Raw genomic sequence first — 23,934 nt, forward strand, 5'->3', positions numbered from 1 at the left:
TTGATCCTATCTATGAATACCATATTTCGAAAAGCATTACTTGTACTGCCCATGATGGCAGCTATGGGTGGATGCAGTCAGTTTCTGGACGTCAACGTGACGCCCAATAACCCAACAGCAGTACCGCCATCGGTTCTGTTACCGTCAGCACACATTGGTACGGCCTTCGCCAATGCCAATGAGCTGAACCGCTTTACGTCGGTTGTAACGCAGCAACTGGCTGGTGCAGCGGGTAGCCCTGCCAACTATGACATATACGTAGTAAGTTCGTCAGACTTTGGGAACCAGTGGCGCTTTGAACTGTACGGTGGGGCACTGACCAACTATCAGCAGATCATCAACATCGCTGACGCGTCGAACTCAAAAGCGTATACGGGTATCGCCAAAATCATGAAGGCCTACGCGTTCTCGCTGGCAACCGACGTATGGGGTGATATTCCGTATTCGCAGGCGCTGCAGGGTGAAGCCACCCTACAGCCCCGGCTTGATAAGCAGGAGGATATCTACAAAGGCAACCAGTCAGCCGGTATCCAAAGCCTGTTTGATCTGGTACGCGAAGGAATTGCCGATCTGAGTGCTCAGTCGACCACCCGTCCTGGTACCGACGATCTAATCTATGGGGGCGATCTGGCCAAGTGGCGCCGGGCTGGTAACACCCTGTTGCTTAAACTGGCAAACACCATCAGTCGTCGTGAGCCGGAACTGGCCCGCACGGTCATCAATGAGGTGATTAACAGCGGTCAGTTTATCAGTTCCAATGCCGACGACCTCAATGTGTTCTTTGGAGGTGCTGTTGGTAGCCGCGATCCGCGTTACGAGTACTCGTCAATACCGCAAAACATCTTTCAGAATGACCTGATTCTGAGCACCCGGTATCTGAACCTGCTCCAGACCAACAACGATCCGCGTCTGCCGATCTTTTTCACAAGGCCAACTGCTAACTACGTAACGATCGACAATGGTCAGCGGGGTGGTCTTCCAACCCCAACCACAAGCTGGTCGCGGTACAATGCGTATGTAACGGGTGCCAACGGTCAAGGACCAGTACGGTTGCTGACTAACTTCCAGCGGGCGTTTATCCTGGCTGAATCAGCGCTGACACTAGGCACACCAGGCGACCCGCAGGCGCTGTATACTGAGGGCATCCGGGCTTCAATGAGCCTGGCGGGCCTGACCACGGCGCAGATCGACGCGTACCTGGCGGCTAACCCGCGCGTTGCTACGCTGACCGGTACCACGCAGGAGAAGCTGGCCCAGATCATTACGCAGAAGTACATTGCCTTCACGGGCAACGGTATTGAACTGTGGAACGACTACCGTCGGACAGGGTATCCGGTGCTGCAACCCTCGCAGAACGCTGCGGGTATCGATGGCACCCGGCCGGTGCGGGCCGTTTACATCTCGCAGGAGATCGAGCGGAACCCCAACTTCCCGAACCCGGCCCCTCAGTCGAACATAAAAGTGTGGTGGGACGTCGATTAATGGTCACTTTGTTTAACTAAGCAAACGCATGAAAAAATTCTTAATTAAAGGGCTTTTGCTGGCAACATTGGCAGTGACCAACTTCGCCTGCGAAGACGATTATAAATACGGTGAACTGGTTCGGGACAATCGCCCGGCCGTGCCGGTAACCTTCCCGGGTGCCACTACGTATGGCGGTAACCCGTTCATCGAAATTCAGGCATCCGGTCCGGGCACTATCCGGTTCACCCTGGCGATTCCGGAATCAAGCGGCCGGACAATCCGTGAGATTACGACCGTAGCCGGTGGTGGTACGGGTGTTAACGCAGCTACGCTGAATACGGCTTCGGCCAAGTACAATACAGCACCGATTCCGGGTAACGGCACAACGGCCGTTTTTGAAACAACGCTGGCAGCGTTCCGGACCAAGTATCCGACGGTGGTCACTACGGTGTCCCCCAACCCGGCGTCACCGCGTGAGATTGCGTTTATCTTCCTGATTACGCTCGACAACGGCGATCAGATTGTAACGCAGCAGGTACGCGTTCGGATTCTGTAAAAACAGATAGTACGATGAGTTACAAAAGCAGGCGGGCAAATGCCCGCCTGCTTTTGTTTTATACGAGTCAATTTCCTATGAGGCCGGTCACCCATCAAAACCTGAACAGATCGGTATATCACCCTTTAGTTACCTACCGTATAATTACCAACACCCTCCGCTTAGTAACTTCCGTTCCGTTCGGCTGACAAACTGGCTATTTTGCATACTGAACTTTTGGGAAGTAAGTAAATACTACCAGAAAGTAACTACCTTTTTACTAAGGAGCAACCACTTATATCCAGCTCATATCGTGATGATGAAGAACACTAAAATTGCCGGCATCGGTTACTACGTACCCGAGCGGGTCGTAACCAACGAGGAGATTGCGCCGTGGGTGGATGTCGACGGCCCCTGGATCGAAGAACGGACAGGCATCCGGGAGCGACGCTATGCCAAGGTGGGTGAAGAAACGGCCACTACCATGGGCACCATTGCCGCCCGGATTGCTATCGATCGGGCCGGTATTACCCCCAAAGACGTTGACTTCATCATTTTCGCGACCATGAGCGCCGACTACATCGTGCCGGGCTGTGGGGTGCTGCTTCAGCGCGAACTGGGCATCACGAGCAGTGAAATTGGAGCGCTGGATATTCGCAATCAATGCTCCGGATTCATCTATGCGCTGTCCGTGGCCGACAAATTCATCAAAACCGGTACGTACAAAAACATTCTGGTTGTTGCCGCCGAGCGTCAGTCGTTTAACCTCGATTACAGCCTGCGCGGTCGTGATTCGGCCATTATCTTCGCCGATGGCGCGGGTGCCGTGGTGCTTCAGCCAACCGACCAGCCGAGCGAAGGGATCCTGACCACGCACCTGCACGCCGATGGTACCGACGCTGAAGAACTGGCGATCATCAATCCCGGTAGCCACGGAAATTACCACCTGAAGAAGTACAAAATGCAGTACCTGGAATCGGAGTACAACCTGGTGCATCCTAACACCGGCCCGTTTGAAGGTCAGTTTATCTATCCGGGCGTGTTCAAAGGGTACCTGGTGATCAAGAAGGCGTTTCAGAAGTTCCCGGAAGCGATTCAGGAGGCCATCAAAACGGCAGGGTACTCACTCGGCGACGTGGATTTCTTTGTCATGCACCAGGCTAACCTCCGGATTCTGGAATACATCCAGAAGAAGCTCGGCCTGCCCGACGAAAAACTGTGGAACAACATTCAGCTGTATGGCAACACCACGGCGGCCTCAGTACCCATCGCTCTGTGTGAAGCCTGGGAAGCCGGTCGCATCCGTGAAGGCGATCTGGTTTGTCTGGCTGCGTTTGGCAGTGGCTTTACGTGGGCATCGGCATTGATTCGATGGTAGAACCTTTACTAACTTTACTCAATGACTAACATAACTTCTACGTCTATGCAAGTCATGCAGATTGGAGAGACGTATTCCTACCGGTATCAATTCAGCCAGGAAGACGTTGAAAAGTTTGCCGAAGCGACTGGCGACGATAATCCGCTTCATCTCGATCCTCAATTTGCGGCCAACACCCCGTTCAAACGGCCCATCGTTCACGGTATGCTGAGTGCCAGCGTACTGGCTAAGGTTTTTGGCAAACAGTTTGGCGGCAGCGGTGGAGTCCACCTGTCGCAGACGCTCGACTTTGTGCGCCCGATGTACGTTGACACCGAATACGAAGTTCGTTTTTTCTGTAAGGAAATTAACTGCCGTCGGCACACGGCCGAAATTACCTCCGAAGTGTTCGATCTGTCAACGGGCAAGGTAACGCTGCGGGGCACGAGCGTGGTGTTTCACCGCGACCTGTTCGCCTGAACGGCCGGCCCGCATCAGGTAGTGATCAGTTTCACGCAGGCTACGCCGATACCAAACGCCAGCAGGTACCGGAGCGTCGGGACCGTGAAGCGGTGGCTGCCGAAATACCCGCCCAGCAGCCCGCCCACAAAGGCGGCACCAATCCAGCCGTACAAGGCAGGACTCGGCGAATACCCCTTGCTTAGCAGCCCGAATAACCCCGACAGGGAGTTGACAAAAATGAACAGAGCCGACGTAGCTGCGGTTTCTTTCAGCCGGGCCCAGCGGAACAGCAGCATCAATGGACTGAGAATGATGCCCCCACCAATACCCAGCATACCCGACAGCAACCCGATACTGCCCCCCAGCCCCAACCCGGCGGTTAGCGGCACCGGTTTTGGGTCTTCCTCCTGTCCGCGAATGGTCCACAGCAACCGGACAATCACCAGCAGCAGACATCCGGCCAGCAGTTGACGGTACAACGTATCGCTCAGCGGAATGGTAGCCCCTACGAACGCCAGCGGTACGCTCGCTACGGCAAAGGGCCAGAACTTATCCCAGCGAAAATGCCCGGCCCGGTAGAACTGAATAAACGACACCGTCGATACAAACAGGTTCAGCAGCAGGGCCGAAGGCTTCATTTCCGCAGGTGCTACGCCAAACAGCGCCATGGTAGCCAGATACCCGCTGGCTCCGCCATGCCCGACGGAAGCGTAGACAAAGCCAACCATAAACAGGCAGAAAAGAAAGAGAGTAGATTCCATTCGGATTAGCCGGAAAAGACCAATGATTTGCGGGCCACAGCGTTATAAACTATGGCCGCGTATACCACAAAGCGGTAATTTTAAACGAAAGTTAGTCGAATCCAGCATGAATTGCCATAAACTGAGTGCGTGTCTTATCTTCTTTCTCCTTGGCCTTCAGCTAAGCACACAGGCCCAGCTTCCATTACGTAACTCCCGGTGGCAGGGCGCGACCCTCGCGGGGCAGCCGGTGCAGCTTGCGTTCCGGAATGATTCGGTATTCGTCACCCGCTTAGAGGGCGGGGCCGTAGTCCAACGGCTGCGGTACGAACAGGCCGGCGATACGCTGCTGGTTTTGCAGGCCAGTGCCTCGTCCTGCGGCACGAACGATATCGGCGCTTACCGACTGGAATGGTTCCGGAACAGTGAGCAGCTCGTTGTTCGGACCATCAGCGACCCCTGCGCCGAACGCAATCAATTACTATCGCCGGGCAAACCCCTCACCCGGGTTCTGCTTCCGCAGCAAGCGCCCCGCAACTGGTCATATCTGGACCCCGCAGCCGACTCCGTTGCCGGTATCAGCCTGTACCGGGCCTATGATCTGCTCAAAGGTCGGCCCTCAACGCCGGTTATCGTCGGTGTCATCGATTCGGGCGTTGATATCAACCACGAAGATTTGCGGGATGTCGTCTGGGTCAACCCGAAAGAGATTGCGGGTAATGATAAGGATGACGACAAAAACGGGTACGCCGACGACCTCAACGGCTGGAATTTCATGGGAGCTAAAGACGGCACTACGTACGAAAACGACCACGACGAAGTGACGCAGATTTATGTGCTCTGGCGTGATAAGTTCGATAAAGCCGACCCGGAAAAGCTCAACCCCGCGGAGAAAAAACAGTACCAGATATACCAGCGGGCTAAAAAGCAGTTCCTGGCCCGCTACCAGGCAGCGCGTCCTAAGCGGCTGGCCCTGGGCGATACGGTCCGATTCTGGCAGGTAACCGACCAGCTAAAACAGCAGCTCGCCGGTCCATCAACCACCCAGAAAGCAATTCGGGAAGCGGCCGTCGGTACGGATTCAGTAGCACTGGCCGTCCGCGACCTGCTGGCCGAAACCTACGACCCGCGTTTTGGTTCGTTCACGGCCTTTGCGGACCTGGTTCGGCAGCGGTTTCCGCTGTTCCGGCGCGCCATGCTGGGCGGTGCCCTGACCACCAATAACCCCGACTATAAACCGCGCCAGGCCGTGGGCGACAACCCGGCCGACCCAACCGAACGATACTACGGCAGCCCGAGGCTGAACATCGGGCGGTCGGCAGAACTGGGTATGCACGGCACTCACGTAGCGGGCATTATCGGAGCTAAACGCGATAACGGCCGGGGGATCGACGGCGTGGCCGATAACGTTCGGATTATGATGCTCGGCGCTGTCCCATCGGGTGGCGATGAACGCGACAAGGACGTAGCGAACAGCATTCGATACGCCGTCGAGAACGGGGCCAAAGTCATCAACATGAGTTTCGGTAAGCGTATGTCGCCGTTCAAGGAGCAGGTCGATGCGGCCATACGCCTGGCCGAGCAGCGCGATGTTCTCATTGTTCACTCGTCGGGAAACAACGGCGAAAACTACGACTCGGTACCGGCCTATCCCTCGGCTGTGTACGAAGATGGTACCGTAGCGCGTAACGTGCTGGTAGTTGGCAACTCTACCTGGCGTATTGGCGAAGGATTGCCCAGCCGGTCGTCGAACTACGGCAAACAAACCGTCGACCTGTTCGCGCCCGGCACCGACATCCTGTCGACTCTCCCGAACGACCGGTACGCCAGCCTGTCGGGAACGAGTATGTCCGCTCCCTGCGCGACGGGGGTGGCCGCGTTGCTACGATCCTATTTCCCCGACCTGACCGCTCTGCAGGTGAAGGAAATCCTGATGAACAGTACGTATAAGCCTGACGTAACGGTTCGCAAGCCCGGCTCCAGCGAGCGCGTACCGTTCAGCAGCCTGAGCCGGTCGGGTGGCCTGCTGAATGCGTACGAAGCCGTACGGATGGCGATGCAGATGACGGGGAAGAAGTAAGCATTTACCCCTACCCCTCTCCCATTGTGGGCAGGGGGTAGGGTCAGTATCCTTTGACTTTCCGGCCTGAAAGCACTAAACTTGCGGTTTCAATGCCCAACCGTGAAGTCAATCAGCGTTTTTGCTCCTGCTACCGTCGCGAACGTCGCCTGTGGTTTTGACATATTTGGTTTTGCCGTCGCGAATCCCGGCGATCAGATTACCCTGACGGCCAGCGATCAGCCCGGCGTCCGCATCACCGACATCATTGGCGACGAAGGTCGCCTGCCCCGCGAAGCCGAACGCAACACGGCCGGCATTGCCATCCAGACGTACTTGCAGCACATTGGCCGCACCGACGTAGGTGTCGATGCCGTACTGTACAAGCAGATGCCGCTCGGCAGTGGCCTGGGTTCCAGTGCCGCCAGCGCCGTAGCGGGGGTGTTTGCCATCAACGAAATGCTCGGTCGGCCACTACCAACGGTCGAACTGCTGCCGTTTGCGATGGAGGGCGAACGACTGGCCTGCGGCTCGGCCCACGCCGATAACGTAGCGCCCTCGCTGCTGGGTGGGTTTGTGGTCGTTCGGAGTTACAGTCCGCTGGACGTAATCCGGATTGAGACCCCGGCCGCCCTCTTCTGTACGCTGGTCCACCCCGACATTGAAGTCAATACGAAAGACGCCCGCTTTATTCTTAAAAACGAAGTCTCCCTCAAGAATACCATCATCCAGATGGGCAACGTAGCGGGTCTGATTGCGGGTTTGATGAAGCCGGACTACGGGCTGATCAGCCGCTCACTGGTGGATGTAATCATCGAGCCGGTACGGGCCATTCTGATTCCGGAGTTTAACGAAGCTAAACAGGCCGCCCTGGATAACGGTGCGCTGGGTTGCAGCATCTCCGGTTCAGGTCCCTCTATGTTTGCCCTCAGCCGCGACGCCGAGACTGCCCAGCAGGTCGGTGCCGCCATGCAGCAAGCCTTCCTCTCCGTCGGCATCACCAGCGAAGCGTATGTATCAGAGATCAACAAGCAGGGACCGCGGGTGGTGGGATAAGACCAGCTTTCATTATTTTGCTCGCCAGCTACTTATATAAATTATAGCCTGTTGCCCCTTAGATGGCACTTTTCAGGATAGCTCAAAAACTGGAACACATAAAGGAGACTCATTTTAAGCTAGAGCGTGAAATTCAAGAATTGACCGAAGAAAATTTAAATACCATTCTCTCTCGATATTCGACTGTCCGACACTGACGATATTAATTGTATTTTGAGTTTATTAAAGCAGTCCTTAAGAAAGAATAAAAATGACGTCTGAGGTCACATCATATTTACTAAGTTTGACGACCACATCCTGCTTTTTAAAATAATTATTTACTTACTTAAAAGCGATTGGGAGATAGCAGTGACCTGATGACGTTAAAAGCGAAACACTTGAAAACGCGATTGGCTTATTGCTAATCAAGTTAAAGTGTTTAGCATTATCAAAACCAAAACCTTACAACTTTGATCGGATGAAAGTACAGGTAGATATAGAATTTGATCAGCTTATTCAGTTGGCCAAACAGCTTACCCCGAAACAGTGGATCAAGCTTAAAACTGAGGTTGAAAAGGAGCAACAATCGAACGAAGCGGCTTCTGACATGGAAGCTTTTCTATTGGATGCACCAACCTTTTCTACAAAGCAGTTTAATGCAATCGCCAAAACCAGGAAAGCAATCAGCCAATGGCGGACAAAATAGTTTTGGCAGATACTTCTCTTTTAATTGATCTATTCCGTAAGACGGATAAAGCTAATTCTGTTTTAGTTGGCCTTGTTCGGCAAGGTTATACCTACAGCATTTCTGCTGTGACGGAATTTGAGATCTATACCGGTGCTGCATTGGGGCAAATTCAGTTCTGGGACACGCTACTTCAAAAAATTCAGGTCCTCCCTTTTGATAAGGATGTAGCGAGAATTGCGGTAGAAATTAATTCCGACCTCAAACGTAGACGCAAGCAAATAGCAATTCCAGACCTTTTTATTGCCGCAACCGCTATAAGTAACCACCTACCGCTCGCCACTTTGAACAAGAAGCATTTTGAACGAGTAGATGGTCTGCTAGTCATTTAGCAAACCTTGCTCCCCTCACATCTGCTCCCACTCCAGCCGCCAGTTTTCCAGCCGCGAAGGGATCGGTACGCCCGGTTGCCTGGACTGATCGGCTGCAATTAACTTCAACGGGCGACTTTCCTGCGTATCGGCGGTAACGATCTTATCCGTCCGGAGAAAGGCCTTGCCCGTGGTTGAGTCCAGCAGTTCAACGTGGGCGTAGATCATGTCGCCAACGGCAAACGTATAGCCATTGAGCGTAATGGGCTGCACGACCTGAAACACACACAATTGCCCTTCCGTGATTGCGCCTTCACTTAGGCTGCGCGTCGTCAGTCGTGGGACGAGGGGCGCTTTGGCAATAGCCACCACCGGCGCAACAGCTACTGAATCGATGAAATCGGCCGTTGTATCCATAACCGTCTCGTTAATTTCATCCGCTTCGGCGAGCAGCACAACGCCCGACGTACTGTCCGGGATGGCAATCCCCCATTCCGTCTCCACTGAATCAGACGGAGTCCACGCACTCATATCAAGCGAAGCCAGAATCGTGCTGCGTTCGTCGGTGGTTACGGGCTGTTCCAGCGAATCGCTCAACGCGGCCAGATGCCGGCTGCTCAGGTAATCGCGATACGCTTCGGGGCGGGTCAGCAGCTCCTTAACCGCCACGGCCTGGTACAGATACGCCTTGGTAACCCCCTTGAGCGGTAACGCCAGCGGATGCTGATCAGGGTGCTGCCGACGTATCTGCTGAACGTAGTTTGGACCGGCGTTGTAGGCAGCCGCCACCAGCAGCCACGACCCCAGTTGCTGATACAATTGCTTCAGGTACCGACAAGCCGCGTGGGTAGCTTTCAGCAGATGAAACCGCTCATCCCGCCGACGGGCCACGCTCAACCCCATAGACTGCGCCGTTTGCGGCATCAACTGCCAGAAACCGGCCGCTCCCCGGCGCGACACCGCACGGGTAGTCAGGGCGCTTTCGAGCAGGGGGAGGTATTTGAAATCGTTCGGGATGTCGTAGCGCGAAATAATCGGCTCGATGATTGGAAACACGACCGATGCGCGTCGTTTCAGCGCAGCCAGACTACCGGCCAGCGCGGCTTGCCGGCTGAGTGTACGGGTCCAGCGGGCCGTAATGTCGGGCTGGTTGGCGGGCAGGCTCTCTCCACAAAATTGTACACCCGGTTTCTCTTCGGTGGGGTTGTACAGCGCTGCACGAAGCGGCACGATCGTAGCAAGAGGAAGGGCCGTAGCGTAGGTCGGTGACTGTGCGTTTACTGGAGTTACGGCAAAACTGCCACAGCTGAAACCGGCTGCGGCTATCAGAATCAGCTTCGTCATACAACGGTGGGCTGCGATGGTTACGTATCCTGAACCCGTTCAGAACGGGCCCGGTGTTCGGCGGCCTCTCTCCGTGTCGTGTCTCCGCTGTGCTAATCCAGCAGCCGCATCACATAATTCTTTACCGCATTGTGTTTGATTACTTTAACTAGTTTCCCCTGCTCATACACGTACTCATCCTCCCGGTCGTCCAGCACGGCGCGGTAGGTTCCGCGGGGCGTTCGGGTGAAGATAAAATAGTTACCAAAGTACTCGCTATACACCTTGTTTCGCTGCATAGGCTCGGCAAAATACAACGACGAGACAGCAAAATCAATAGGTGTCCGCTCGGTACCCTGGTAATTGTACTTATACTGGTTGGCCACAATGTCGTAATGGTCGCCTTTCCATTCGGTCCGGGACGCGTAATTGCCGCGGTTGGTTTTCGCTTCAACCGTCGACAGCATCAGCTTATCTCCCTGAAATTGATTAATGACTTTGTAGTATATTTTCACCGTGTAAACCAGCAAACTCACCTTTACGTCGCTGATCAGCGTGTATGTCGTGCGGTTGTCGGGTTGGGGCTGCCGGATGGCGGTCATGGTACCGACCCGGATGCCGGCCACTTCGATAGCGTAGTGATGGGTTTCGGGTGAATTGTTTGGGGTCTGGGCAAACGAGCTGAACCACACGCCCAGCAGGAGAAAAGTCAGGATAAATTTCATCATTTGATAATCAACGATTTTAATGTCGGCCTACGTATCAGGCCGCGCCAACCGGATAGCTCAGCCATCCGGTCTTCCCGGTTTATGCTTCAAACATCAGCTTATATAACCCAAAAAGAGTAGTAGTTGGGGTCAATTTTCTTATCAGCTGTAAATGAACATAACTAATCCTTACCAAATTACTACTGATGCGTAGGCTGACTTATTCTCTTTGCCTGGCGGCCCTGATCAGCACGGGCCCCATCACGGCTTCGGCTCAATCGGGAAAGCCGGTGTATACGTTCCCGATCGGCGTTCAGGCCTACACGTACCGGAACTGGTTTCCTAAAGACGTTGTGGCTACGCTGGATACGATTCATAAACTGGGAATTACCGAGATGGAAGGGGGTGTACCAAAGGGTATGTCCGCCGAGACCTTCAAAAAACTGCTGGCCGAGCGCAACATCAAAATCCCGGCTACCGGAGCCAGTTACGAGCAGATTGTCAAAGACCCAATGGACGCCGTGAAGCGGGCCAAGGACCTGGGGGCTTCCTTTGTGATGGTGGCCTGGATTCCTCACCAGAAGGGCAACTTTACGCTGGAAAACGCGCAGAAAGCCGTTGAGGATTTCAACCGCGTGGGTAAGGTCCTGAAAGAAAACGGCCTGACGTTCTGCTACCATACCCACGGGTTTGAATTTCAGCCTTATAAAAACGGGACCTTGTTCGACTACATGGTGCAGAATACCAACCCCGATTACGTGTCGTTCGAAATGGATATTCTGTGGGCCACCCACGGAGGTGCCGATCCGGTTGCTTTGCTGAACAAGTACGGTAGCCGCTGGAAATTGATGCACCTGAAAGATCTGAAAAAAGGCATCAAGGGCGATTTTACGGGCGGTACGCCCCCGGAGAACGACGTCGTGCTGGGGGAAGGCCAGATCGATATGCCCGCCGTCCTGAAAACCGCCAAAAAGGTTGGCATCAAGCACTATTTCATTGAGGACGAAAGCAACAAAGAAGGCGAACAGGTACCGAAAAGCATTGCGTATCTGAAAAACCTGCGAGAGTAAACTACGTTCCTTACCCCAACCTCCGACGGGGCTAAGGGAACCGGATGGTTGAGGATAAAACCTGCGGAATCACGTAATTTTTCTGAATACCAAGACGGGATAAGCTATCGATAGCTTATCCCGTCTTGGTATAAGTGAACAGAGTTCAAACGCCTAACTCGACAGAAAAGCCGTACTTTTGACGTGAAATTGCTTAGCGTCTTTCTATGCGTTGCACGTACCTGCTGTTTCTGCTTTTACTGAGCACCTGCTCAGGGTTTACCCAGCCCGACAACCAATACACGATTATTCCGCGTCCGGCGCAGCTTCAGCCCCGCCCGGGTCAGTTCACCGTTGGCCCTACGACCACGATTATGGTGCCGTTTGCGCAGGCAGCGCTGAAAACCATTGCCGACAACTTCGCTCGTCAGCTCAACCAGTCAGGCGGCCTCAGCGTTCCGGTGCGAAACGTCAATAAAATGGCCCTGCCCGGTAACCTAATTCAGTTCGTGCCTTCAACGGACAAAGCCCTCGGCGACGAAGCGTACCGCCTGGATATTACGGACAAGGTCATCACCATTGAGGCCCGGCAGCCCAAGGGCTTCTTCTACGCCGTCCAGACGCTTTATCAATTGCTGCCACCATCCGTATTAGGGCGGGGGGGCCAAAGCATGGGGCAATCAGCCGGCACGATGCAGGCACCTGCCCCCACGCCCAATGCCCCAGGTCCTCTGCTTATCCCCGCCTGCCGGATTGAGGATCAGCCCCGCTATGTGTATCGCGGAATGCACCTCGACGTTTGCCGCCATTTCTTCCCGGTCAGCTTCATCAAGAAGTACCTCGACCTGATGGCGCTGCACAAATTCAACACATTCCACTGGCACCTGACCGACGACCAGGGCTGGCGCATTGAAATCAAGAAGTACCCTAAACTGACCCAGGTCGGGGCGCAGCGTCGCGAAACCATCGTCGGTCACTACGACGAGTACGATCCGCAGGTGTTCGACGGCAAGCCCTACGGCGGTTACTATACCCAGGACGAAGTACGTGAGGTGGTTCAGTACGCAGCCGCCCGGCACATCAACGTGATTCCCGAGATCGAGATGCCCGGCCATTCGCTGGCGGCTCTGGCGGCTTATCCCGAACTGGGCTGTTCTACCTTGGGTTCCTATCAGGTAGCCACCAAATGGGGGGTTTTTGAGGATGTATTCTGCCCCTACGAAAAAACATTTTCCGTGCTCCAGGACGTCCTGACAGAGGTAATGGCGCTGTTTCCTGGTCCATACATTCACATCGGTGGCGATGAGTGCCCCAAGTCAACGTGGCGAAAAAGCCCGTACGCCCAGCAGTTGATCAAGCGCGAAAAACTAAAGAACGAAAATCAGTTGCAAAGCTGGTTCATCACCCGTATCGACAAGTTCGTTACGTCGAAAGGGCGCAAAGTCATCGGCTGGGACGAAATCCTGGAAGGGGGGCTGTCGCCCAATGCCGCCGTGATGAGCTGGCGGGGTACGAAAGGTGGTATTGAAGCCGCCCGCCAGCGCCACGACGTCGTGATGACCCCCGGCACTTTCTGCTACTTTGACCACTATCAGGCCGATCCTGGCCAGGAGCCGACAGCGTTTGGTGGCCTTATCCCTCTGTCGCTGGTGTATTCGTATAACCCGACACCCGCCGAACTAAACGCCGAGCAGGCAAAACACATACTGGGTGCTCAGGGTAACGTCTGGACGGAGTACATGCAGGATTCGGCTTACGTCGAATATATGGTCTGGCCCCGGGCGGCTGCGCTGGCTGAGGTTGTCTGGACACCCCTCGCTCAGAAAGATTACCCCGATTTTACCCGTCGACTGGCGACGCATTTTAAGCGATTGGAGGCTATGGGGGCCAATTACGCCCGTAGTCTCTACAACGTAACCGCCACTACCACCGTAACGCCGGCCGGACAGCTTTCGCTGTCACTGTCTACCGGTGTGTCCGTTCCCGCGATTCGCTACACCACCGATGGCTCCGTTCCCTCCGGTGAATCACCACGCTACACCGCCCCGATCACGCTTGCTAAAACGACCACCATCCGGGCCGTGGCGTTCACCGACAGCGCCACAATGAACGGACCAATGGGCCGAAACCTGCAAAAGGAATACCTTCTCTCGAAAGCCACCGGCAAATCGTATACGCTGCTGGCTCCGGCCACTAAAGGTCGCCCCGACCGAAACAACCTGACCGACGGCGTTCTGGGCAGCATGGGGGGGTACGAACTGATGGACGTGGTGTCGTTTGCAGGCAACTTCAGCGCTGTCGTCGATCTTGGTCAATCGCAGCCCATCCAGTCGGTTGCCGTGGGGTTTGTCAAGTACACCGCCCGCAACCTCTGTCTTCCGGCCCAGGTCGCTATCGCCGTTTCCGACGACGGGCAGACTTTCCGGCCAGTCGGTACGTTCAGGAGCAACGCAGCCGAAGGCGGCAAGCGGGGTATTGTCCGACTTCCTTTCGATTTTGCGCCCACTACGGCCCGCTACGTCCGCATTACCGCACAGAACATCGGGCGCGTTCCCGCCGGACTCCGTAACCCCGGCAAACCCGCCCAGCTGGCGGTGGATGAGATTGAGGTGAAATAAGGAGAAAAGGGAGGAGAGGAGGAAGGGAAAGAGAAACAGTGATTTTTATTTCCTCCCCCCTTCCTCCTCTCCTCCCTTTCCTTCATTCTTTCCTCCCCCACCCCATGTAACACAAACTTGTATCCTTACCCTCGCGCATTTTCATGCGTTCGCCGAGGTGCCGGAAAGTCCAGCGGCCGGTCGCCCGGTTGCGCAGGTAATGCAGAGTCAGCAGGGGGTTATAATCGGCGACCATACCGCGTACATCCTGGTTGATCAGACCAACGGCGGTCAGGTGGCGGCTGAGTTCGGTCGGTTTTATAAATCGTTCGTAGAGGTGCTGATCAGGTTTCATAAAAGCCCATCGTTTCCAGTCCTGCGCAAGTTTGATCAGAAACAACCAGCTCAGCCACGTCCGGTTTACGGTGTCGTAGAAAAACAGCCCCCCCGGCCTGAGTACGCGGCTGATCTCGCTCAGCACCTGGTTTACGTCGTCTACGTGCTCCAGCACATCGCAGCAACTGACGTAGTCGAACGAGGCATCCGCAAACGGCAGCTTTTCGCCCGCGCCAACGTAGTAATCAATGGGTAAGGCTTGTCGCTGGGCGTGACGACGGGCCATGGCAATTGCCGTAGCCGACGGATCGATTCCCGTTACGGTCAGGCCAAGCTCTGCAAACTCCTCGGCCAGAATACCCCCTCCACAGCCCACATCCAGCAACGTAGCACCACGAACGGCGTTTCCCTGAGCGTGCAGAATACGTTTAAAATAAGTGAAGCGCGCCGGATTGACGGAGGTCTTCAGCATGAAAAACAACTCGTCGGGGTCCCACCAGATGTCGCGGTCGGCGTCGTAAACGGTATTGTTGGTCCGAAGTAAAGTGGTTTGCGTTGCGGAAAAAGTCGGGGTATTCTGCGGAATGTGCGTCATGGAAAAAATGGCCATATAGCCTTAACCGATAAAGTCGGTGTTTGGATTTTTGGGCAATCTCTTGCTTATTGTAATCTACAAATGACCGGCTATGTCGCAACCAACCTTAACAGAAGAAAAAACAGACTTTAAACGCTCGCTGGGGCTGATGGATTCGACCCTGATCGTATCCGGATCGATGATCGGCTCCGGCGTTTTCATCGTATCGGCCGACATGGCCCGCAACCTCGGCTCGTCGGGCTGGCTGCTGCTGCTGTGGGTGCTGACGGGTGTATTGACGGTTGCGGCCGCACTCAGCTATGGCGAACTGGCCGGCATGATGCCCAAAGCCGGTGGGCAGTACGTGTACATTCAGCGGGCGTTTGGACCTCTGCTCGGTTTTGTTTACGGCTGGACGGTCTTCATGGTCATTCAAACCGGTACCATCGCGGCCGTCGCGGTGGCCTTCACCAAATACACGGCCGTTTTCGTCCCGGCGCTAAGCCCGGCCAACGTACTGTTTTCCCTCGGCCCCGTCGATATCACGGCGGGGTCTTTGTTTGCCATTGCCAGCCTAGTTCTGCTCACGTGGCTGAATAGCCGGGGGGTGCAAAGCGGCAAACTCATTCAGAACGTGTTTACATCGGCGAAGCTGATTGCCCTGCTGGGCCTGATCGTGGTAGGCATTGGGCTGGGTGTCAGCAGTGGGGTTTTATCGACAAACCTAACCGACGCCTGGGACGCTAACCAGACCCTGCTCAACGCCGACGGCACAATTGCCTCGGTAGTTCCGCTGACTGGTCTGGCCCTGCTGCTGGCTTTTGGTACGTCGATGGTTGGGTCGCTGTTTTCAGCCGACGCCTGGAATAACGTAACGTTCATCGCGGGCGAGATCAAAAATCCGCGTCGCAACATTCCGCTGGCTCTCTTTTTCGGTACGTTGCTCGTGACAACGATCTACCTGCTCGCGAACGTTTCATACTTATCGCTGCTTCCGCTGAAGGGGTCGCCAACGGCCACCGATTTTATCGGCCGGGGTATTCAGTTTGCCGAAGCCGACCGGGTAGCAACGGCTGCATCATCAGTCATTTTTGGCAACGTAGCGGTCAGCATCATGGCCGTGCTGATCATGGTCTCTACGTTTGGCTGCAACAACGGCCTGATTCTGGCCGGCGCCCGGCTGTATTACGCCATGGCGAAAGACGGGCTGTTTCTGGAACAGGCGTCGCACCTGAACAAAAACGCCGTGCCGGGCAAGGCGCTCTGGCTTCAGTGCCTCTGGGCCTCGATTCTGTGTCTGTCGGGCCGCTACGGGGATCTGCTCGATTACTGCACCTTTGCCTCGCTGTGCTTCTACATCGTCACCATCATTGGGCTGTTCGTACTCCGGCGGAAGGAGCCCAATACGGAGCGGCCTTACCGGGCGGTTGGCTATCCGCTCGTACCGGCCCTGTACATCATCGCGGGCCTGACCATCTGCGGAATTCTGCTGTACACCAAAACGTTCAATACCGGCATGGGACTACTCATTGCCGGCCTGGGCGTACCGGTATACTTACTGACCCGTCGCAGCCAGCGGGCCGCGTAACGTTTTTTTGTCATCCTGAAGCACGAAGGCTTTTTGTATCAAGTGCTGCTGCCTTAACCCGGAGAGCCTTCGCACTTCAGGATGACAAACAACTTGCCAATAGTCTAACTAGTCTGCTTTGATACCCGCTTCGGCGGACTGGCTCGAAAACAAAACGGGCCAGTTCGAAAACTAGCCCGTCGTTTGTAGCACTCATATAGGTTGCTTATGCAAACCGCTCGCGGCCGTGCGTATCCTTGATCCGGCCGGTATTGTATCCAGGATCAACATCCGAGGCCGGACGACCCGATAAAGAATTTGGAGCGTTCAGATGCGCGCCATTGTCGACGCCAACCCCCAGCCGATCGACCATCTCACCACCCAGCCAGCCGGTGAAGCCGGCGATGGCGAACCCCAGAAACGACAGGGCCAGCGCCGGCGTTGAGGGTAAAAACGAGGGTTCATCGCGACGAAACAGCCAGCTAACCGCAAACAGCAGCAACACCAGTACGTTTCCCAGACCATGCACCAGACCAACTTGTTTAGCGCGCGTGCCCGATGGGATGTTGAACCAGTCTTTCCAGCCCGGTACAGCCGCCACCAGTCCGCCGATCAGCCCCGCCACGATCATCCAGTACGAGACCGTCGCCATCATTGGGTTGTCGTTCAGCAGATACACAATGTCAAATATGACCGCCGTTGCCAGCAGCCCCAGCGGAAACACAATCAGGATCGGATGCGCCGGATGCCCCGCAATTTTTGCTCTACTTTCCATAACGTTGATAGATTTTGCAGACATAACTATCCAAAAAGCGTAATGTTCGCTTTCAAGCCCTCAGCCGCCCATTTTGGATAGCATGAATGCCAGCAGAAACCCGACGACCGTAATGAAACCGGCAAACTCGTGAGCTTCTTCAAAAGCCTCCGGAATCATGGTATCGACGAGCATAGCCAGAATGGCCCCGGCCGCAACGGCGCTGGTGCCCGCGATTACGTCGTTAGAATAGTGCCGAAATACCGTATAACCGATCAGGGCCGCTACTCCCGATGCAACAGCAATACCGCCCCAGATGCCTAATACGTAGCTCATCGACCGGTTGGCCTTTTTCATCCCGGCTGCACTGGATAAGCCCTCCGGAATATTGGACAGAAACACAGCCGCCACCGCGACAAGACTTACCCCTTTCCCGCCAATCAGGCTCAGGCCGATGACAATTGACTCCGGAATGCCATCGAGCAGGGCACCAACTGCAATGGCCAGTCCGCTACCCTCCTGATCCTGCTCGGACGTTTGTTGCTGACCGGACCGTTTCCGGTGTTTGGCGCCCCGTCGGGCCAACCAATAATTGACAATTGTGTATACCCCCGCGCCACCGAGAAAGCCCAGCGCCGTCGCATCAATGCCCCCGGTTCGGTACGCTTCATCAACCAGTTCAAACGACAAGGCCGAAAAAAGCACACCGCTGCCGAACGCCATCACCGTTGCGATCAACCGCTGCGGAACCTTCACGAAATAGCCGGTAGCTGCGCCTATCAGCAACGCCCCACCAGACAACAAACCCCACAAACCGGCCCTTAGCCATTCTGGTATCATACAATAGCGTTCAGTTGCCGATCAGAACCATACAGCTTTGTTTTTGTTAAAAACATCGATCGGATTGGCTATTGGCCAGTACGTTTCCTGACCTCACCCATACAGATTGTGTACTTGCGGAGTCTGGTGCTGGCTAAAATATCAGACCAAAAAGTCCGTTTAATTCATAGAATCGCTATGCAAAAAACATACTGGAATCAGCTCGTTATAGCTGGAATGCTGGTTGGTTACCTGAGTGCCTGTACGGGAGTAGGACCGACCACAAACCTGTTTCGTTCGTCGTCACCCCACGAGCAATACGCCCAATCGCTGAAGGAAGCCAAACTGGACAAGACCGCCCTGGGTATTGACTGGTTACAGGCGGGCGAAAAAGCGCTCCGCGACTCACTAAAAATTTCTATACCCTACCGGGAAAGCGGCTACTTTTCGGCCAGTAAACCATTTGCAGTTGGTTACCGAATCGACGGCACGCGCGGGGATCGGTTCATCGTGCAGGTAGAAACGCAGGGGCAGCGGGATGCGAAAGTGTTTATCGACGTCTTTGAACTAGGGGGCCGGACACCCGACCGGCTGGCTTCATCGAAAGCCGACACCAATAACCTGGTTTGGGAAGTTCACCGGGCGCAGACGCATCTGATTCGCGTTCAGCCGGAGTTGTTGCGCAGCGGCCGCTATACCATCTCGATTACCCGCGAACCGGCCCTGAGTTTTCCGGTGCAAGGGCTGGACAGCCGACGTATCAGCAGTTATTTCGGCGCTCCCCGCGACGGTGGCCGTCGGCGGCACGAAGGTATCGATATCTTTGCCCCGCGTGGTACGCCCGTGGTAGCTTCTGCCAATGGCGTCGTAACGGGCGTTGGCACCAACAACCTCGGGGGTAATGTCGTTTTTCTGTCCGACAATGACCGCAACCTGCGGCTCTACTACGCGCACCTCGACCGCTTTAACGTAACCGATGGGCAACGCGTCCGTATTGGAGACACGCTCGGGTTTGTCGGCAATACAGGCAACGCCCGTACTACGGCCCCTCATCTGCACTTTGGCATTTATCAGTTTAGCGAGGGTGCCATTGATCCGCTGCCTTTTGTGAGGTTAGGTCGGGGGCCGGCCAAACAATCGCTGCTGGCGGCTTCGCGACTCGGCGATTCGATGCGCATTTCAGCAACCCGCTCGCCGGTGCGGTCGTCGCCCGGGAGCGAAGCCCCGATCCTGCGTGATCTGCCGCGCACCTCCGCCTTTACCGTTCTGGGCGGAACAGCCACCTGGCTTCGGGTCGAACTACCCGACGGCCTGACCGGCTATGTAAACAGCAACACGGCCGAACTGACCGCTCGTCCTCTTCGCCGGCTTACGCTTTCGTCGGTAAGTAATCTGCTGGATGCGGCCGATCCGATGGCCGGGGTGATTGATACGCTGCCCAATGGTACTACGCTGGAGGTACTCGCTACGTACAGCCAATATCTGCTGGTTCGGAGCGAGGAAGGGCTGGCTGGCTGGATTGTGAAGACAATTGACCCCTAAGGGCAGGTTATCAGAAAGTGCGCCGGGCGACTCCGGTAGGGGTGCTGGGCCGGGCGCTCCACGACGAATCGACAGCGGTCTGCACGGTATCGCAATCCTGAAGGCGATTTTCCAGTTGCTTGATCTGGCTGCTTTGCTCGTGCAGGTTACGCCGAAGATCCTGAGTTTCGTCGAGCAGGCGCTGGTGCCGGTTATGCGCTACCCACAGCAAAGCCGCTATCCCGGCCAGCAGTACCACAACTGCCGCCAGCAACGTCCGAACTATACCCTGGTTTTCTGTAGCCATATACCCTTTTACCTTCACAAAGAAACAAAAACAGCCAACCAAAAGAAACGCCTACGACTCGGCTGAATCGTAGGCGTCCGCATGTAGGTCCATTCAAAGCTTAGCGAGCGGCACCGTAGTCCTGCCCGGCGCTTTCCGGGAAGTTTTTCATGATGCTTGTTACCGTTTCGCGGAAGGCCTGATCACGGTCACGCTCACGCTTCCGTGAGTTCAGCTGGCCGGTAGCCCAGCCCTGCCAGACGATATCGTTCGTGCGGGCATCAACTACGTTAACAACCACGCGGTTCTCTTCATACTGACGAGAATATACGTTGTTGTTCCAGCCACCACCGTACCACCACGAATACGGACCAAACGCGTTGTTGGACTGAATTTGCTGACGATCCTTCGAATCGGCGAAGAAACGCACAACCAGATCAGCTTCACCCTGTTCAACAGGCTTATAACCCCGGGCTTTCAGGGACTGATCCAGAGCTTCGGCAATCCGGCGCTGGTTCAGGTTACCGCCCACGATGGGGTCAGCATTACGTTGACGGTCGGCTTCAATACGGTAGGTCGAAAACTGGCGAACATTAACTTTCGGATCGTAATCGTACTTAACCGTTATGGCCGGCGCACAGGAAGCCAGCGTACCGGCTACCATCAGACTTGCAATTATGCTTTTAATTGTCATAGTAGTTGTATCGTTAGTTGGTTGTCTAACCGACTATTTAACGTCAGAGATTTGCTCAATCGTATAGTACAGTTAAATAACTAAAAATGCAAAGATTAAGTTCGGTTTTATTAACGGCTTATTGACCCCCTACTTATGAATAACTTACTAATAGTCAACGGCTTAAAAAGCAACAACCCCAACGATGAACACCGTCGGGGTTGTCTGGAATTGGTCAATAAGGAAGCGTATCTGACAGAGAGCTGATTAACTCACTCAGCTGCAAGCGCTTCGGCACCACCCACAATTTCAAGGATTTCCTTCGTGATGGCCGCCTGACGTGTCCGGTTATACACCAGTTTAAGTTCTTTCAGCAGTTCCCCGGCGTTTTCGGTAGCTTTATCCATAGCGGTCATCTGAGCACCATAGAAGGAAGCATTCGACTCCAGCGTTGCCTTGAACAATTGAATCTTCAGCGTTTTCGGGATCAGTTCGGTAATGATTTCATCTTCCGATGGCTCGAACAGGTAATTAACGGCCGATGTAGCGCCGGCGGGTGCTTCAGCCGCCACAATAGGCAGCATCTGCTCCGTACGGATGATCTGTGTAGCTACGTTCTTAAACTCGTTGAAAACGATGTCCACCACATCGTACCGGCCCGATGCGAAACCGTCCATGGCTTCTTCGGCGGCCCGTCGTACCGTTGCAAAATTCAACGATCCGAAGACATTCACGTGTTTGGTATTGACCCGGAAACCGCGCCGGACAAACGCTTCGGCACCTTTCTTACCAAGGGCCATAATTTCCACGTTGCCAGCCCGGGCCTGAGCCGCGTAGCGGTCGTTGATCAGGCTTATGGCCGCTTTGATCGCATTGGTATTGAAGGCTCCGCACAACCCCCGGTCGGCCGTAACGACAATCAGCAAAACCCGCTCAATTGGCCGTGCCTGCTTATACGGACTATCGGCAGCCAGTTCAGCCCCGGCCGATACGGTGCTCAGCATCTGGCTCAGCTTCTGCGCATACGGCCGCATCTGCGTAATACCGTCCTGCGCCCGACGCAGCTTGGCAGCCGCCACCATCTTCATGGCTTTGGTGATCTGCTGCGTCGAGTTAATGGAGGCAATACGACTGCGTACTTCTTTTAAACTTGCCATTTTTCAGTGAGTTTGCGGTATTCAGTTTTTGGCTTACAGCCTCGCTGCTGTTACCGCGGACACGGTAAGCCAAAAACCGACAAACACATTTATGCGTAGCTTGCCGAGAGATCAGCCGCTACTTTTTTCAACGTCGCGGTGGCCTCATCGTCGAGTTTACCGGCGCGAAGCGTCGCCAGGACGTTCGGGTGCTGGGCACTCAGAACTGCCGCAAACTGGCCTTCAAATTCCTTTACCCGGTTTACCGGTACTTTATCGAGCAAACCGTTTGTTGATGCGTAGATGATCGCTACCTGCTGTTCAACCGGCACCGGCGAATACTGAGGCTGCTTCAGCATTTCCTGGTTCCGGCGTCCCCGTTCGATCGTCAGTTTTGTAGACGCATCGAGGTCCGAACCAAACTTGGAGAAGGCTTCCAGCTCACGGAACTGGGCCTGATCAAGTTTGAGGGTACCAGCCACTTTCTTCATCGATTTGATCTGCGCGTTACCACCCACCCGCGATACCGAGATACCTACGTTGATGGCCGGACGAATACCCGAGTTAAACAGGTTCGACTCCAGGAAGATCTGACCGTCGGTGATCGAGATTACGTTCGTCGGGATGTAAGCGGATACGTCACCAGCCTGTGTTTCGATGATCGGCAGGGCCGTCAGTGAGCCGCCACCTTTCACCTTGCCCTCCAGGGCAGGTGGCAGGTCATTCATCTGGCGGGCAATATCGTCGTTGGCCGTGATTTTAGCAGCCCGTTCCAGCAGGCGGCTGTGCAGATAGAATACGTCGCCCGGATAAGCCTCGCGGCCAGGGGGACGACGCAGCAGCAGGGATACTTCGCGGTAGGATACGGCCTGCTTCGACAAGTCATCGTAGATTACGAGCGCAGGACGGCCCGTATCGCGGAAATATTCACCAATGGCGGCCCCGGTAAACGGCGCGTAGAACTGCATCGGCGACGGGTCAGAGGCACCAGCCGCCACGATAACGGTGTAGTTCATGGCACCGGCCTTGCGCAGTGTAGCTTCCACCTGCTTGATGGTCGAAGCCTTCTGTCCGCACGCTACGTAGATACAGTAAACGGGCTCGCCTTTATCAAAAAATTCTTTCTGGTTGATAATCGTATCGATGGCCACGGCAGTTTTACCCGTCTGGCGGTCACCAATGATCAGTTCGCGCTGCCCCCGACCGATGGGAATCATGGCATCGATTGCTTTGATACCGGTCTGCAGCGGCTCATTAACCGGCTGACGGAAAATTACGCCCGGTGCCTTCCGTTCGAGCGGCATCTCAAAAAGCTCGCCCTGAATCGGGCCCATGCCATCGACTGGCTCACCCAGCGTATTAACAACGCGCCCCAGGATACCTTCGCCCACGCGGACGTATGCAATCTGGTTGGTGCGTTTCACCGTATCGCCTTCTTTGACTTCAGAATAGTCGCCCAGCAACACGGCTCCCACGTTATCTTCTTCCAGGTTCAGAGCAAGGCCCTGCAATCCGTTTGAAAAAGCCAACAGTTCACCGGCCTGCACTTTCGACAAGCCGTAGATACGCGCTACGCCGTCGCCGATTTGCAGCACCGTACCGACTTCTTCGAGTTCGGCTTCAGTTTGGGCCCCGGCCAGTTGAGCGCGGAGAATAGCCGATACCTCGTCGGGTCTTACGGATGTCATATGAATAGGATTAATGCTTTAGTTAAGTAATTAGAATTCGGCCGCAAAGATACGAGTAAAGTTTGATAAAAACACGTTGATCCCTTAAAGTATCGGCTGAACGTTAGACTTTTCCAATATGGCAAAACCCTGGCTTTAAACCGTTGAATGCGTGCAGAAACCGTTTGTACGAATTCGTCATATTTTGACCTGGGCA

At 54.9% G+C, this 23,934-nt stretch carries 22 protein-coding genes; 12 read left to right on the plus strand and 10 right to left on the minus strand.

Annotated elements, in window-relative coordinates; all coding sequences use genetic code 11:
- Positions 1 to 12: 12 nt before the first annotated feature.
- From DYU11_RS24630 to DYU11_RS24645, 4 genes are all read left to right on the plus strand, one after another.
- Positions 13 to 1,482 carry a SusD/RagB family nutrient-binding outer membrane lipoprotein gene (locus tag DYU11_RS24630; protein ID WP_119670605.1) on the plus strand — a complete coding sequence of 490 codons (1,470 nt, stop codon included), beginning with the start codon at positions 13 to 15 and terminating at the stop codon, positions 1,480 to 1,482.
- Positions 1,483 to 1,510: 28 nt separating this feature from the next.
- A complete protein-coding gene (locus DYU11_RS24635; RefSeq protein WP_119670398.1) occupies positions 1,511 to 2,020 on the plus strand; it encodes a hypothetical protein in 510 nt (169 codons plus the stop codon).
- Between the two features lie 298 nt (positions 2,021 to 2,318).
- The gene (locus tag DYU11_RS24640; protein ID WP_199736795.1) at positions 2,319 to 3,377 is read left to right on the plus strand and encodes a 3-oxoacyl-ACP synthase III family protein; all 1,059 of its coding nucleotides are present in this window, start codon (positions 2,319 to 2,321) and stop codon (positions 3,375 to 3,377) included.
- 21 nt (positions 3,378 to 3,398) lie between these two features.
- Positions 3,399 to 3,836 carry a MaoC family dehydratase gene (locus DYU11_RS24645; RefSeq protein WP_119670400.1) on the plus strand — a complete coding sequence of 146 codons (438 nt, stop codon included), beginning with the start codon at positions 3,399 to 3,401 and terminating at the stop codon, positions 3,834 to 3,836.
- Positions 3,837 to 3,850: 14 nt separating this feature from the next.
- Here DYU11_RS24645 and DYU11_RS24650 read toward each other — a convergent pair whose 3' ends face one another.
- Positions 3,851 to 4,579 carry a sulfite exporter TauE/SafE family protein gene (locus DYU11_RS24650; RefSeq protein WP_119670401.1) on the minus strand — a complete coding sequence of 243 codons (729 nt, stop codon included), beginning with the start codon at positions 4,577 to 4,579 and terminating at the stop codon, positions 3,851 to 3,853.
- 106 nt (positions 4,580 to 4,685) lie between these two features.
- Between DYU11_RS24650 and DYU11_RS24655 the strand changes: the two genes are divergently transcribed.
- The 4 genes from DYU11_RS24655 to DYU11_RS24670 all read left to right on the plus strand — a co-directional run bounded on the left by DYU11_RS24655 (position 4,686) and on the right by DYU11_RS24670 (position 8,729).
- A complete protein-coding gene (locus tag DYU11_RS24655; protein WP_119670402.1) occupies positions 4,686 to 6,638 on the plus strand; it encodes a S8 family peptidase in 1,953 nt (650 codons plus the stop codon).
- A gap of 102 nt (positions 6,639 to 6,740) precedes the next feature.
- Complete coding sequence (locus tag DYU11_RS24660; RefSeq protein WP_119670403.1) at positions 6,741 to 7,673, plus strand: homoserine kinase; 933 nt, start codon at positions 6,741 to 6,743, stop codon at positions 7,671 to 7,673.
- A 457-nt stretch (positions 7,674 to 8,130) separates the two neighbouring features.
- Positions 8,131 to 8,358 carry a hypothetical protein gene (locus DYU11_RS24665; RefSeq protein WP_119670404.1) on the plus strand — a complete coding sequence of 76 codons (228 nt, stop codon included), beginning with the start codon at positions 8,131 to 8,133 and terminating at the stop codon, positions 8,356 to 8,358.
- Positions 8,343 to 8,729 carry a type II toxin-antitoxin system VapC family toxin gene (locus DYU11_RS24670; RefSeq protein ID WP_119670405.1) on the plus strand — a complete coding sequence of 129 codons (387 nt, stop codon included), beginning with the start codon at positions 8,343 to 8,345 and terminating at the stop codon, positions 8,727 to 8,729. The genes DYU11_RS24665 and DYU11_RS24670 overlap by 16 nt, the downstream gene beginning before the upstream one ends.
- Before the next feature lie 15 nt (positions 8,730 to 8,744).
- Here DYU11_RS24670 and DYU11_RS24675 read toward each other — a convergent pair whose 3' ends face one another.
- Positions 8,745 to 10,052, minus strand: coding sequence for a lytic transglycosylase domain-containing protein (locus DYU11_RS24675; RefSeq protein WP_119670406.1), 1,308 nt, complete (start codon positions 10,050 to 10,052; stop codon positions 8,745 to 8,747).
- Between the two features lie 92 nt (positions 10,053 to 10,144).
- Entirely contained in the window at positions 10,145 to 10,759 is a 615-nt protein-coding gene (locus DYU11_RS24680) for a DUF6134 family protein (protein ID WP_119670407.1), read from the minus strand.
- 185 nt (positions 10,760 to 10,944) lie between these two features.
- Here DYU11_RS24680 and DYU11_RS24685 point away from each other — a divergent pair, with 185 nt between their 5' ends.
- Together DYU11_RS24685 and DYU11_RS24690 are read left to right on the plus strand one after the other, a co-directional pair.
- On the plus strand, positions 10,945 to 11,808 hold the full coding sequence (locus DYU11_RS24685; protein WP_119670408.1) for a sugar phosphate isomerase/epimerase family protein: 864 nt from the start codon (positions 10,945 to 10,947) through the stop codon (positions 11,806 to 11,808).
- A gap of 206 nt (positions 11,809 to 12,014) precedes the next feature.
- The gene (locus tag DYU11_RS24690) at positions 12,015 to 14,405 is read left to right on the plus strand and encodes a beta-N-acetylhexosaminidase (RefSeq protein ID WP_119670409.1); all 2,391 of its coding nucleotides are present in this window, start codon (positions 12,015 to 12,017) and stop codon (positions 14,403 to 14,405) included.
- 82 nt (positions 14,406 to 14,487) lie between these two features.
- Here DYU11_RS24690 and ubiG read toward each other — a convergent pair whose 3' ends face one another.
- Positions 14,488 to 15,330, minus strand: a complete 843-nt coding sequence (gene ubiG / locus DYU11_RS24695) for a bifunctional 2-polyprenyl-6-hydroxyphenol methylase/3-demethylubiquinol 3-O-methyltransferase UbiG (RefSeq protein ID WP_119670410.1) — start codon at positions 15,328 to 15,330, stop codon at positions 14,488 to 14,490.
- 76 nt (positions 15,331 to 15,406) lie between these two features.
- Between ubiG and DYU11_RS24700 the strand changes: the two genes are divergently transcribed.
- Positions 15,407 to 16,882, plus strand: a complete 1,476-nt coding sequence (locus tag DYU11_RS24700) for an APC family permease (RefSeq protein ID WP_119670411.1) — start codon at positions 15,407 to 15,409, stop codon at positions 16,880 to 16,882.
- Between the two features lie 205 nt (positions 16,883 to 17,087).
- On the opposite strand, the gene DYU11_RS24705 is transcribed toward DYU11_RS24700, so the two are convergent.
- Positions 17,088 to 17,636 carry a DUF2231 domain-containing protein gene (locus DYU11_RS24705; RefSeq protein ID WP_119670412.1) on the minus strand — a complete coding sequence of 183 codons (549 nt, stop codon included), beginning with the start codon at positions 17,634 to 17,636 and terminating at the stop codon, positions 17,088 to 17,090.
- Positions 17,637 to 17,696: 60 nt separating this feature from the next.
- Positions 17,697 to 18,455: a ZIP family metal transporter gene (locus tag DYU11_RS24710; protein WP_119670413.1), complete on the minus strand. Its 759-nt coding sequence runs from the start codon at positions 18,453 to 18,455 to the stop codon at positions 17,697 to 17,699.
- A 177-nt stretch (positions 18,456 to 18,632) separates the two neighbouring features.
- On the opposite strand from DYU11_RS24710, the gene DYU11_RS24715 reads away from it, so the two are divergent.
- Positions 18,633 to 19,976 (plus strand): M23 family metallopeptidase, encoded by a 1,344-nt coding sequence (locus tag DYU11_RS24715; protein ID WP_119670414.1) that lies wholly within the window; start codon positions 18,633 to 18,635, stop codon positions 19,974 to 19,976.
- 10 nt (positions 19,977 to 19,986) lie between these two features.
- On the opposite strand, the gene DYU11_RS24720 is transcribed toward DYU11_RS24715, so the two are convergent.
- From DYU11_RS24720 to atpA, 4 genes are all read right to left on the minus strand, one after another.
- Entirely contained in the window at positions 19,987 to 20,262 is a 276-nt protein-coding gene (locus DYU11_RS24720; protein ID WP_119670415.1) for a hypothetical protein, read from the minus strand.
- A 100-nt stretch (positions 20,263 to 20,362) separates the two neighbouring features.
- On the minus strand, positions 20,363 to 20,935 hold the full coding sequence (locus DYU11_RS24725) for a DUF4136 domain-containing protein (protein ID WP_119670416.1): 573 nt from the start codon (positions 20,933 to 20,935) through the stop codon (positions 20,363 to 20,365).
- 251 nt (positions 20,936 to 21,186) lie between these two features.
- Positions 21,187 to 22,071, minus strand: coding sequence for an ATP synthase F1 subunit gamma (gene atpG, locus DYU11_RS24730; RefSeq protein WP_119670417.1), 885 nt, complete (start codon positions 22,069 to 22,071; stop codon positions 21,187 to 21,189).
- A gap of 89 nt (positions 22,072 to 22,160) precedes the next feature.
- Positions 22,161 to 23,738: a F0F1 ATP synthase subunit alpha gene (gene atpA / locus DYU11_RS24735; RefSeq protein ID WP_119670418.1), complete on the minus strand. Its 1,578-nt coding sequence runs from the start codon at positions 23,736 to 23,738 to the stop codon at positions 22,161 to 22,163.
- Positions 23,739 to 23,934: the final 196 nt, after the last annotated feature.

The organism is Fibrisoma montanum (genome assembly GCF_003583365.1).
GTDB lineage: Bacteria > Bacteroidota > Bacteroidia > Cytophagales > Spirosomataceae > Fibrisoma > Fibrisoma montanum.